Annotated in this window: 9 protein-coding genes and 1 pseudogene; 4 read left to right on the top strand and 6 right to left on the bottom strand. The window is 52.7% G+C overall.

Annotated elements, in window-relative coordinates; all coding sequences use genetic code 11:
- Positions 1-205 precede the first annotated feature (205 nt).
- Complete coding sequence (citA, locus tag CDA56_RS05405) at positions 206-1,834, top strand: citrate sensor histidine kinase CitA (protein ID WP_104011298.1); 1,629 nt, start codon at positions 206-208, stop codon at positions 1,832-1,834.
- Positions 1,827-2,525 (top strand): citrate response regulator transcription factor CitB, encoded by a 699-nt coding sequence (gene citB, locus CDA56_RS05400; protein ID WP_004098499.1) that lies wholly within the window; start codon positions 1,827-1,829, stop codon positions 2,523-2,525. The genes citA and citB overlap by 8 nt, the downstream gene beginning before the upstream one ends.
- A 44-nt stretch (positions 2,526-2,569) precedes the next feature.
- Here the strand turns inward: citB and CDA56_RS05395 are convergent, their stop codons facing one another.
- A complete protein-coding gene (locus CDA56_RS05395; RefSeq protein ID WP_014227875.1) occupies positions 2,570-3,199 on the bottom strand; it encodes an alanyl-tRNA editing protein in 630 nt (209 codons plus the stop codon).
- A 92-nt stretch (positions 3,200-3,291) separates the two neighbouring features.
- Between CDA56_RS05395 and CDA56_RS05390 the strand changes: the two genes are divergently transcribed.
- A complete protein-coding gene (locus CDA56_RS05390; protein ID WP_064406659.1) occupies positions 3,292-4,236 on the top strand; it encodes a LysR family transcriptional regulator in 945 nt (314 codons plus the stop codon).
- A 66-nt stretch (positions 4,237-4,302) separates the two neighbouring features.
- Here CDA56_RS05390 and CDA56_RS05385 read toward each other — a convergent pair whose 3' ends face one another.
- From CDA56_RS05385 to CDA56_RS05370, 4 genes are all read right to left on the bottom strand, one after another.
- Positions 4,303-6,591 carry a hydratase gene (locus CDA56_RS05385; RefSeq protein WP_104011297.1) on the bottom strand — a complete coding sequence of 763 codons (2,289 nt, stop codon included), beginning with the start codon at positions 6,589-6,591 and terminating at the stop codon, positions 4,303-4,305.
- A 69-nt stretch (positions 6,592-6,660) separates the two neighbouring features.
- The gene (locus CDA56_RS05380) at positions 6,661-7,920 is read right to left on the bottom strand and encodes an SLC13 family permease (RefSeq protein ID WP_049070052.1); all 1,260 of its coding nucleotides are present in this window, start codon (positions 7,918-7,920) and stop codon (positions 6,661-6,663) included.
- A gap of 108 nt (positions 7,921-8,028) precedes the next feature.
- A complete protein-coding gene (locus tag CDA56_RS05375; protein ID WP_004098491.1) occupies positions 8,029-9,462 on the bottom strand; it encodes an anion permease in 1,434 nt (477 codons plus the stop codon).
- 108 nt (positions 9,463-9,570) lie between these two features.
- Positions 9,571-10,626: a 4-oxalomesaconate tautomerase gene (locus CDA56_RS05370; RefSeq protein WP_102804050.1), complete on the bottom strand. Its 1,056-nt coding sequence runs from the start codon at positions 10,624-10,626 to the stop codon at positions 9,571-9,573.
- Between the two features lie 280 nt (positions 10,627-10,906).
- Between CDA56_RS05370 and CDA56_RS05365 the strand changes: the two genes are divergently transcribed.
- The gene (locus tag CDA56_RS05365; protein ID WP_014227868.1) at positions 10,907-11,845 is read left to right on the top strand and encodes a LysR family transcriptional regulator; all 939 of its coding nucleotides are present in this window, start codon (positions 10,907-10,909) and stop codon (positions 11,843-11,845) included.
- 28 nt (positions 11,846-11,873) lie between these two features.
- Here CDA56_RS05365 and rihC read toward each other — a convergent pair.
- Positions 11,874-12,787, bottom strand: a pseudogene (gene rihC, locus CDA56_RS05360) (ribonucleoside hydrolase RihC).
- Positions 12,788-12,822 lie beyond the last annotated feature (35 nt).

The following is a 12,822-nucleotide window of genomic DNA, read 5'->3' as shown; positions in this document are numbered from 1 at the left end:
GCGCTTAGCCGGGCTACCCGCCCGGACGGGCGCCGCGCGCCGCCTCCGGGAAATACCCCAGGCTACGGCGCAGAAGCCCGATCGGGTGGTACGTAAAACGTCGTATTCCTACTGGATGAGTTCTGAAATCAGTAAATCTGTGGGCCGATTCAGCGCCGTCGGCCCCTAAAAAAGAGAAAATGACCTTTTGATGTCAATTCGCCCAATGTTTGCCCGAAAAATCACGCACTGGTTTGCCCGACGTTCGTTTCAGAACCGCATCTTCCTGTTGATCCTGTTTACCTCGACAATCGTGATGCTGGCCATGTCATGGTATCTCACCAGCATTACGGAGGAACGCCTGCATTACCAGGTGGGACAGCGCGCGCTGATTCAGGCCATGCAGATCTCCGCCATGCCCGAACTGGTTGACGCGGTAGAAAAGCACGATTTACCGCGCATTAAAGAACTTATCGACCCGATGCGATCGTTTTCCGACGCCACCTATATCACCGTCGGTGACGCGAAAGGCCGGCGCCTGTATCACGTGAATCCAGAGGAAATCGGTAAATCGATGGAAGGCGGAGACAGCGACGAGGCGCTGTATAACGCCAAAAGCTACGTGTCGGTGCGTAAAGGATCGCTCGGTTCGTCATTACGCGGCAAGTCGCCGATCCAGGACAGCACCGGGAAGGTGATCGGTATTGTATCGGTGGGCTACACCATCGAACAGTTAGAAAACTGGCTGAGTCTGCAAATCGGATCGCTGATGATCCCGATGGCGATCATGCTGCTTCTGCTGCTCTACTGCGCCCGGCGCTTCTCGCTGCATATCAAAAAACAGATGCTGAATATGGAACCACAGCAGCTCTCACAGCTGCTTATCCAGCAGAGCGTCCTGTTTGAATCGGTCTTTGAGGGGCTGATAGCTATTGACTCCCACTACCGAATTACCGCCATCAATCAAACCGCAAGGAGGCTATTAAACCTGAGCCAGCCGGAAACCATTCTGATTGGCAAAAGCATCAGCAGCGTGATCTCTCAGGAGGCATTCTTCTATGACGCGCCGCAGACAAATAAAAAAGACGAAATCGTCACTTTTAATCAGATTAAAGTGATCGCCAGCCGTATGGCCGTCACGCTTAATAACGAGCCCCAGGGCTGGGTCATTAGCTTTCGCAGTAAAGACGATATCAACACTCTGAGCCTGCAGCTCAGCCAGGTCCAGCAGTACGCGGATAACCTGCGCGCCGTACAGCACGAGCATCGCAATCTGATCTCCACCATTGCCGGGCTGCTGTTTTTAAAACGCTACGATAACGCGCTGGATCTTATTCAGCAGCAGTCTGAGAGCCACCAGAAAGTGCTCGATTTTATTGCCCGCAATTTTAAAGTGAACCACCTTGCCGGGCTGCTGATCGGCAAATATTACCGCGCCAAAGAGCTCGGATTAGAGCTGGTCTTCGATCCCGCCTGTCACGTTGAAACCCTCCCCTCTTCGCTGTCGCATAATGAATGGATCTCGATCGTCGGCAATTTGCTGGATAACGCCTACAACGCCGCCCTACGTCAGCCGGCAGGTTCAAAGCAGATCGAATGCCTGATCAACAGCGAGGGCGGCGAAGCGATCGTCGAGATCGCCGACCAGGGCTGCGGGATTGAGGAATCGCTGCGCGATCGTATTTTTGAGCGCGGCGTGACCAGCAGCGACAGCGGCGATCACGGCATCGGACTCTGGCTGGTTCGCAGCTACGTTGAGCAGGCGGGCGGCAATATCGTCGTCGATGACAACATCCCTTCTGGCACTATTTTTACCCTTTATATCCCCCTGACCCGAGATGAACACCATGGATAGCATCACCACTCTCATCGTTGAAGACGAACCTATGCTGGCGGAAATTCTGGTGGATACCATCAAGCAATTTCCCCAGTTCGAAGTCATTGGCATTGCGGATAAACTGGAAAGCGCAAAAAAGATGCTTCGCCTCTATCAGCCCCAGCTCACCCTGCTGGATAACTTCTTACCCGATGGCAAAGGACTCGATTTGATCCGCCACGCCGTCAATACTCATTATAAAGGGCGCATCATTTTCATCACCGCCGACAACCATATGGATACCATCAGCGAAGCCCTGCGGATGGGCGTTTTTGATTACCTGATTAAACCCGTTCACTATCAGCGCCTGCAGCATACGCTTGAGCGTTTTGCCCGCTATCGCAGCTCTCTTCGCTCAAGCGAGCAGGCAAGCCAGACCCATGTTGACGCCCTGTTCAATATCCAGGCAAAAGAGCACGCGGAAGCCGCAGGCTCTCCGCTGCGGGGTATTGATGAGAGCACCTTTAATCGGGTATTACAGCTCTTTGCCGATCCGGAAACGGTCCATACCGCAGACACCCTGGCCCGTATTCTCGGCAGTAGTAAAACCACCGCCCGCCGCTACCTTGAGCAGGGCGTTAAAAACGATTTCCTTGAGGCTGAAATCAGCTATGGCAAAGTCGGCAGACCGGAGCGGATTTATCACGGTAAACATCCTGCGCATATTTAAGCACCAGGAGATGCCCTGTTGATTGTGCATCTCCTTTCACTCGCTTATTCCACCGTGTAGCTGACAATAATTTGCCCTTTTTTCATCTTCACCTGGGAAATGACGACTTTACCCAGTTCGGACAGGCTGGCCACGTGCGTCCCGCCGCAGGGATAGCTCTGCATGTCGCCGAACCCGACCTTGCGCAGGCCATCGGCAAAAGTAAGCTGACGCGGTAAATTGTCTGCCTGCCAGGCCTCAACTTTTTCCAGCAGCGCGCTGGCCTCGGGCAGCCCGCCATGCGCGCCTGGGGCAAAAATAATACGGCTTTCTCCCGGCCAGTGATGTCCTTTGATCGGCTGCCAGCCCGACAGCTCCCCGGCCTGGGCAAGCGCGTGCCCGGCGGAGTGCAGACGCGCATGCAGCCGCCGGCTCTCTGGATCGATGCGGATCGTGACCTCGCCGGCCGGCAGCGGCTGTGAAACGATATGCGCCACGCTATCGCCGCGGCTAACCACGCCCTCGACGGCGAGGCCGGCAATCCAGCCGCGATCCGCCGGCTGCCCGCCGCCCTGCGGGTGAAACAGCGTGCGATCCAGCTCAATGGCATAGCGGCCATCGGCTTCGCTCAGGCAGTTGACGACTTGCGCAAGGCATTCCTCGGCGTCGCTGGTGTAATAAAGGCGTTCAGTCATGGTTGTCCTCCTCTCTGTCAGGACAGTATATTGATATTGCTGGCGGCGATAATCCCGCCTGACATCAACGCAATTTTGCTCCGGAAGCACAAATGAATCTGAGCCTACTGCCCGACCTCGCCCTGTTCGTACAGATTGTGGAACAGGGCAGCTTCTCCGCCGTCGCACGCCAGGCCGGCGCAACGCCTTCGGCGATCAGCCGCAGCGTCTCGCGCCTGGAGCAGGAGATGGGCTGCAAGCTGCTGCACCGCACCACGCGCAAGCTGCGCCTCAGCGATGCCGGGAAAATGGTGTATGAACATGCGCTGGAGATGCTGGAATCGGCGCGTATGGCCATGGACTCCGCCAGCAGTACCCAGGCGGTGGCGCAGGGCAAGCTCACGCTCAGCGTGCCGAAAGCCGTGGGACGGTTTGCCATTCACCCGCTGATGCTGGAATTTTTTAACCGCTACCCGAAGATCGACGTCTGTCTGCGGCTTGAGGATCGGGTTCTCGATTTTATTGATGACGGCATCGATCTGGCGCTGCGTATCACCCCTACCCCCTCGCCGGGGCTGCACGGTAAGCCTTTGATGACCATCAGCCACGTCATCTGCGCGACGCCCGGCTATCTGGAGCACTATGGAACGCCGCAAACGCCGCAGGATCTGCGCGAACATAGCTGTATCAGCCTTGGCGAGACGCCCGCCGATTCGCGCTGGAAGTTCCGCCGCGGGGAGAAAACGGAAACGATCCAGACCCACGGCCGCTACGCCGCCAACCATACGGCCGTGCGCCTTGATGCCGTGAAGCAGAATCTGGGCATCGGCAGCCTGCCGCTGTTTACCGCCCGTGAGGCGCTGGCGCGCGGCGAGATTGTGCAGGTTTTACCGGAGTGGGAGTTTATCAGCCTCTATTCCGGCCAGCTCTGGCTACTGTGGTCGGGCAATAAGCATATGCCCGCCAGAATGCGGGCGATGATTGATTATCTTAGCGAGAAGATGAAGCCGGCTTCAGGTAGCCCAGCTCTAACGCCGCGATCGAAAACCACGGAATAAGCGGCTATGAATAAAAACGGGGATGCGATATCACCCCCGTTGATTCATCTTGATGATCAATATCGTTTACTGATGGTGGGTTGTTAAGCGTAATTTATTATAATTAATCAGGCTTCCCGCCTTAATTATCTCCCGCTCTGCTGAGGTGAGCCCCTCCATGTAAAGAGAGATCTCTTTAATGGGGCGATCGTGGCCGATCACGAACGCGGTAATCTGACGAAGATCGGTTTCCAGGGCTGACCTGATCCCCGGGATATAGATGAAGTCGCCGACCTCAAACTCCGGCAGCGCCTTCATCTGCAATGGCAGCATTCCCCAGTTAATCACGTTCGAACGATAGCGCTTCGTGGCATACTGCTGGGCAATATTTGCCAGGCCACCAAGGACTCTCTGGCAGCTGGCGGCTTGCTCTCGTGCGGAACCATCGCCGGGTTTGACCGCATAAACCATGCTGCCAATCTCCGTCTGCTCAAGCGTGACATTTTCCTGCCCCGGCAGTTGGCGGATCCGGGAAAAAACCGCCTCAAGCTGCGGATCCAGGCGACAAGGATCGTCCCCCTCGATCCGTAATTTTTCCAGCGCCGCAATCTTCTTACTACGGCCGACATAGCCCGGATCGCGTCGCGAAAGGGTAAACTCAGCCAGCCCTAACGGATTGGAGCGAAATGATGAGGTTTCGCCTGATGGAATCAGTTCATCGGTGGTGGTCACCGGATCCATGATTTTTGAGGTCACGTTTAACAAAATATTGTCCGTCAGCTCACTCATCTCCGGCCAGTCTTTTATATTGGGGCCGTAGATCAGCGATTGCCGGGTCGCTCCTTTAATAAACCCTTGATAAACACGACTCCGATAAGGTGAAGCATCAAATTCATACTGCGGAATGTCTTCCCAGCAATCAAGCGCGGAAGCCGATGTCAGCACGCCCCCATTGGCAGCCGTCGCCGCTATGGAGCGGGCATCCATCAGCGCAACGGCCGACATTTGCCCATTCCCGGGTTTGGACCCTTCCCGGTTGGGAAAATTACGCGTCGTGTGGCGAATGCTCAGTCCATTATGCTTGGGCGTGTCGCCTGCGCCGAAGCAGGGGCCGCAAAATGCGGTACGCATAATCGCGCCAGCGCTTAATAAATCGGTCGTTATCCCTTTTTTGGTCAGATCCATCAGCACCGGCTGGGATGAGGGATATATCGAGAGAGAGAAAACGTTGTCACCGCAGGCGTGATTTTTCAAGGCATGAGCCGCTTCGACCACGTTAACATAATTTCCGCCAGCGCAGCCGGCGATGATCCCCTGCTGAATCCGCAGCTTCCCATGTTCGACTTTATCCAGCAGGGAGAGCCTGGCGCGTCCCTGGGAAATGTTATCCGCCGCAATCTCAACCTCGTGCAAAATATCCTGCAAATTCTCATTAAGCGTATCAATTTCATATACGTTGGCAGGGTGAAAAGGCAAGGCGATCATCGGCTTGATGGTGCTTAAATTCACTTCTATGCAGCCATCATAGTAGGCCATCTCTTTTGCTGAGAGCGGACAATAGTCCTGTTCCCTGCCGTGAATACGCTGGTAGTTTTTTGTCTCTTCATCCGTTTGCCAGATGGACGATAAACAGGTGGTCTCCGTGGTCATCACATCTACGCTATTCCTGAAGTCGGTAGACATTGTCGCCACCCCAGGCCCCACAAACTCCATAACTTTATTTTTCACATAACCGCGCTCGAACACCGCGCCAATTATCGCCAGGGCAATATCCTGAGGGCCAACGCCGGGCGAGGGTTTTCCTGTCAAATACACGGCGACAATCTCAGGATAATCAATATCCCAGGTCTCTCCGAGCAGTTGCTTAACCAACTCGCCGCCCCCCTCGCCAACCGCCATGGTCCCTAAAGCGCCATAGCGCGTATGGCTGTCTGAGCCCAGGATCATTTTCCCACCGCCGGCCATCATCTCGCGCATATATTGATGAATAACTGAGATATGGGGCGGGACATAAATGCCGCCATATTTTTGCGCTGAGGACAAACCAAATATATGATCGTCGCTGTTGATAGTGCCGCCGACAGCGCAAAGCGAATTATGGCAATTCGTCAGAACATAGGGTAATGGAAAACGTTCCATTCCCGAGGCCTTAGCAGTCTGGATGATGCCCACAAAAGTAATATCGTGGGAGGCCATTGAATCAAATTTAATTTTTAACTGCTGTTCGTTCCCTGAAGTATTATGGGCGGAGAGGATCGACCACGAGATCGTTCCCTTGCGCGCCTCATGCTTCTCTAACGCGACTGACCCCTTATCAGCAGCAATAATACCGTGCTGATGTGATATATAGACTCCGTGGTCATACAATTTAATCATCACATATATCCTTAGATGTTGAAAAAACACGCCTGACATTAGCCATTCGATAAAAATGGCTGACCGCGATTAATAAAATGGGAAGAAAACAGGCAGCAAAATAAAGCTGACAATGACCGATATCAAAATAAGCGGCAATCCAACCTTAACGTAATCGACAAATTTGTAGCCACCCGCGGAAAAAATCATCATATTAGCCGGGGTGCCCACCGGCGTTGCGTAAGCACATGAACAGCCGATAACAATCGCCATTAACACCGCCCGAGGATCGGCGCCCATAGAATGAGCAATAGACAGGCCAATCGGCATTAATAAAGCGGCGGTTGCCGTATTCGACATGAAATTGGTTAACGCGCAGGAGATTACCAATACGGCGCTCAAAAGTAAGAAAGGCGACGCCTGCTGGCCTAATAACGCGATAATTGAGCGCGCCATAATGGCGCCAGCGCCGGTGGTTTCCAGCGCTTTTGCTAATGCCAGAGTGCCGCCGAAGAGGAAAATCGTCTGCGAGTCGATAGCCTGGTAAGCCTGTTTTTCCGTAATGACCCGGGTCACAATCAACGACAATGCGCCAATTGAACCGACGATCGCAATCGGCAAACCCAGCTGTTTTTCAAAAATCATGCCCAGTACGGTCAGGATTAATACCGATAGCGCAATCACCTGCTTATATTTCGGGCATGCCTGCGCTTTAATATTATTAACACTTTGAGGCTGGGCCGCATTCGTTTTTGGCAATATGCGATAGCCGATCGTCACAAAATAGAGTATGCCGCAGGCCAGCATCGGAATGCCTAACTTAGCATATTCAAAAAACCCGAAGCGTTGGCCAACCTGCTCCAGCGCCGACTGCGCGATCAGATTGCCGGGTGAGCCGATCAGCGATAAATTTCCCCCCAGCGCCGAGGCAAAAGCCAGCGGCATAAGCAAGCGCGACCGGGCATATCCTGATTTCATCGCTGCGCCAATCACCACAGGAATGAGGACCGCCGCCGTGCCGGTATTGGATAGCAGCCCGGAAAGCGTTCCGCAGACCAGCATAATGACGACTATCAGCTGCTTTTCTGTCCTGGCGTAGCGTGTAACCATACTACCAATTTTATCCGTCACCCCGGTTTCGAATAAGGCGCCGCCAACCACAAACATAGCCACAAACAAAATCACATTTTGATTAATAAAACCGGCAAAAGCCGTTTTGACATCAAAAACCCCGGTCACCACCAGAGTAATACAAACAATCATGGCCGTTACCGCTAAAGGTATTTTTTCCCAAACAAACATGACAATAGAAAAAACCAATAGCGACAACGTAATCGTAACTGGAGACATAAATATATCGCACCTCACCTTGCTAAAAGGCTATGTTTTCTTAATAAGAGGACTTCCCCCCGGGCATCAGAGGATGCCCGGGCAAACCTTCATCTCCTTAAAGATTATTTAAATTACTCCCCAGGCGATTAACATCTCCCACCACCATACCCCGAGGGTGATTTGCAGAATAAAAGTCAGCAATGCTAATATCCCACCAATAATCCACCATGATTTGATATCATTATAGCCAACGCCAAAAATAACTGGCCCTGCCGCACCGCCGTAGTGGGTTACCATGCCACCATAAGAGTTGCTGAATAATAGCGCGAGCGCGGTGAGCATTATCGGTGCGCCAGAAACATTCGCCAGCATGGCAAAGACCGGTACCATCGCGACAATATAAGCACTCCCTGACGCGAAGAAATAACGAACCAATATGCTCAGTGCGACAATCACTATAAAAGCGACATTGCCGTGGCCATCAAAGGAAATATTATTTTTAAGCGCCTCTGCAAGCCATACGAAAAATCCAACCTTAGAGAGTAATGAGCTTAAACCAATAATGCCCCCGTACCAGATGAGCGTATTCCATCCTCCTTTATTCTTAATCACGTCATCCCAGGTGACGATTTTCAATACCAGCATCAGCGCCATTACGCAGATTGCAACGGTAGACTCATTGACCCCCAGGGCGCTGCTGAATACCCAACCGCCGAGCGCAAGAACAAAGAGGCAAGACAGCATCTTCTCCCGCACCGTCATGGGCCCCAAAGCGTCTATGCCTGTCTGAGCGATCTTTTTATTATCAACCCGCTTTAATTCTGGCGGATACAGTTTGTAGGTAATCAGCGGCGTCAGCAGCAACATAATAATGCCAGGTAGTCCTGCGGCCAGCGCCCAACCTCCCCAGCTTAATTTTATGTGGCAAATATCTTCGATCATTTTCAGCGCGAGGATATTCCCGGCCATGGCGGTGAAGAACATGTAGCTGGTCGTTTTAGTAACCATATAGATGTTCAGCATGAGGTAGTGGCCTACGCGCTTCGCGCTCCGCTCCGGCTCTGACCCTAAGGCGACGGCGACGCTATTGATTATGGGTAAGACGATGCCGCCGGCGCGGGCCGTATTCGACGGCGTGGCGGGCGCCAGAATCAGGTCAAGAAAAGCGGTAACATAGCCAAGGCCCAACGTCGTGCTGCCAATCTTGCCGATAAGAATATAAGCAATTCTTTTACCCAATCCGGTAATCACAAATGCCGCGCTCAGGGTAAATGCAGAAAAGACTAACCAGGTGGTACCTGATGAATATCCGCTTAATACGCTGGCGGCTTTTATCGAACCGTCACCCAAATTGCCCACAATCACCATTGATGCCGCAACGGCGATCAGCAATACCACGGGTTCAGAAAACGGTTTAATTACTAAACCTACAATCGCTGCCAGATAGATACCGGATAATACCCAGGCAAGTGTTGATAATCCTTCCGGCGCCGGGCATAAACTGATGAGTAACGGTATTGCTATAATAACAAGCAGCTTCCATAATTTATTATTTTGCATTTCCATTCCTTACCTGCACTCAATATTTGAGGATGCTTGCTGAACGTATTCACATGCCTCCCCTCTCCTCTTCTACGGTGGATTGATAGATAATCGGAGGGTGGATATTTATTCGGGGATGTAAACCGTTCCTGAAAGAATTTTCCGCGCGGTACGTATAACCGATGCCCGAATATCCTCCGGGCGCTCAGCTGTATAACTTAAATCGACGTCGATCCCCCCGCTGGGATGTTCGACCGTAATAACGCCATCGCCCGATAGCTTCGTCAGTTCATTCGCAATAGTGCCTGGAATAACACATGCGCTTGCCAGACCGATAGCGCCGGTAATCGCCAGCGATTTATGACAGTTATGCGGCATAAAATAACGTACATTTATCGTTCCTCCGCTTAGCCCCGGAGAAATCAGAACCGGTTTAGGGATAACCATATTGCTCACATCCCCAAACCCCATCGCCTTCCCGGCCTGACGGCGAATAGATTCCAGCGATTTGAGTAAGGCTGTATCCCGATCTAATTCGCTGGCAGATTCATATCCGGTTTTTCCCAGACTCTGGGCCGGGATCACCACCATAGGCATCGCCATATCAATACAGGTCACTCGTACATTATCAAAGACTTCCATACGATTGCCCGTTGGGAAAAGCTGGCCGGATTTTGCGCCCGCGGCATTCAGAAAAGTCAGCGCAACCGGCGCGGCATGGCCTGGAACGCCATCGATTTGCGTATTGCCTTCATAAATAACCTTTCCATCTGGTGTTTGAACGTCAGCGTCAACAAAGGTATTGGTGTTCACATTTCTTATACGCACTCGCGTAACCGGCGACAGCGCCTTAACCAACCCATGTTCAATGGCAAAGCCGCCAACCGCGCACAGCATATTGCCGCAGTTTGGCGTCGTATCCACCCGCCGTTCATTGACGATGACCTGAACAAACAGATAATCGATATCCGCTTTGTCGCTAAGGGATTGGCTAATAATGGCCACTTTACTGGTTTGCGGGCTCCCTCCGCCAATACCGTCAATCTCCAGCTCGTGACCGGATCCCATTATGGTTAACAAGCACTCATCACGTTTCTGAATATCCTTGGGTAAATCATCTGCTAATAGAAAGGCACCTTTTGATGTCCCTCCACGCATTAATACACAGGGAATGCTCTTCATAGCATGTTCCTTATCCGCCAGAAATAAATAGAAGAATTGAATAAAACGCCGCGTGAATTTAATTGGTTTTATGTTCTTTAAGGTTTTTATTTACTTAATTAACGGCCAGATAAATCACGCCAGGTATTTTACCAATGCATTCTACTTGCAAGAATTTCGCTGGTTGATAAAATTTTGCCATAAGAGTTATTCCTGCTAAGTATTAATAAAAAAGCATGTCTGCTTAATAATGACTTGTCGTCTACTTAGAACAACGCTTATTAAACCCTACGGAGCAATAATGAAAAATGAACTATCCGGTATGAAAGCTTTCGTCACGGTGGCAGAGCTTGGCTCATTTAGCAAAGCCGCCGAGCAGCTCAGCCTCTCGCAGCCGGCACTCACCAAAAAGATAAAAAAAATAGAGAGTCATCTGAATATTGCGCTGTTCGAACGAACCACGCGAAAACTTGCGCTTACCCAGGCCGGAAAAATACTGCTCCCCAAGGCCAAAGCGTTGATTTCCAGTCTTGATGCGGCAATATTTAACCTCAACGATTCAACGTCTCAATTACATGATACCGTTACGCTATCTTGCATTCCGACCGCCGTATTTTACTTTTTACCGCGCGCTATCGTGCAATTTAATAAAAACTACCCCAACATCAAAGTACGAATTTATGAACAAGGTATAGAAACGTGCATGAACTCGGTACGAAAAGGCGAAGTTGATTTTGGAATAAACATGAACTTCATCACATATCCAGACATCGATTTTATCCCCCTGGTGAATGAACCTTTTGTTCTGGCCTGTCGGCAAGACCACCCTCTGGCGTGTCGAAAATTAGTCGAATGGCGGGAACTGGTGAGCCAGACCTTAATCGGCGTCAGGAAATCAAGCGGCAACCGACAGTTAATAGAGAAATGCCTGGCGGATAAGCCCTGGCGACTGGATTGGTTTTATGAAGTCAGGCATTTGTCGACCTCGCTCGGCCTTGTCGAAGCCGGACTGGGCGTCTCGGCGCTTCCCTGTCTGGCAATGCCCCATAGCGGCAATAGCACCGTCGTGAGCGTTCCGCTCGTGGAGCCGGTTATCCGGCGGACGCTTGGTATGATCCGCGTAAAGAACAGGCCTCTCTCCGCGGCGGCAGAACGATTAGCTTCGCTCTTACTGCTTATGTGGACGGATGAAGCGGGCGCGCTATGGCGCAACGTCGTTGATGCCACTCACAATACCTGAGCGCCGCGCCGGCCGCTTCGTCCCCCGGTTAAGGCGCCAGGGCAATCACCTCGGCCGCCCAGCGCTGAAATCCTTCGACGTCCAGCCCCAGCGCCACCCGTGCATTTGCCGGCTGGCCCAGCCTGCCCTCGATATCAACCACCGTGGTGCCTGAGGTCCATGTGCCCTGGGTTTCTACCGCCACAAAGCACGGTTCAAGGGTAAAGAGCTGCGGGCGAACCAACCACGCAATCGCGCACAGGTCGTGCATACGCAGCCCGCTGCTCATGCTGCCGCTACGGTAGTGGCTAAACAGCGCGTGCAGCATTTTCCCGGTCTGATTCAACGTTGGCAGAGTGGCGAGGTAATCCGGCGCCAGCATCGCCTGATTGGTGACGTCCAGCCCGCACATGACGATATCCAGCCCGCTGTTGAACACTTTAGCCGCCGCTTCCGGGTCGATGGCGATGTTAAATTCCGCATTCGGCGTAAAGTTGCCGCGCCCGGCGGAGCCGCCCATGATAACCAGGCGACGGATGTTAAAGCGACATTCCGGGTACTGGGTCAGCAGAAGCGCAATGTTGGTTAACGGGCCGATCGCCACCAGCGTCATCGGCTCCGGGGCGTGCATCAGCGCGTCGCGGATCGCCTGAAACGCCGGTTTCGCCAGCGGCTGGCGGTGATGTTCAACGAAATCGTAGCCTTCCATACCGGACTCGCCGTGCACCGAGGCGGCGTCGCGCAGAGGGCGAACCAGCGGCATCGACGCGCCCTGGGCCAGGGGAACATCGGCGTTCCAGAAATGCAGAAGCTGAAGGGCGTTGCGGGTCGTTTTCTCCACCGACACGTTGCCCGCCACCGTAGTCATCAGCTGCAGATCAAGCTCGGGGCGAACAGCGCGGCGGCAATCGCCGCGGCGTCATCAATGCCGGGATCGGTATCCAGAATAATAGGTAAGCGCATCGTTTCTCCATAAAAAATGCCAGACGTTAAGTCTG

It is taken from the genome of Klebsiella michiganensis (genome assembly GCF_002925905.1).
In the GTDB taxonomy this organism is placed as follows: domain Bacteria; phylum Pseudomonadota; class Gammaproteobacteria; order Enterobacterales; family Enterobacteriaceae; genus Klebsiella; species Klebsiella michiganensis.
This window is presented reverse-complemented; position numbering and strand designations above follow the sequence as displayed.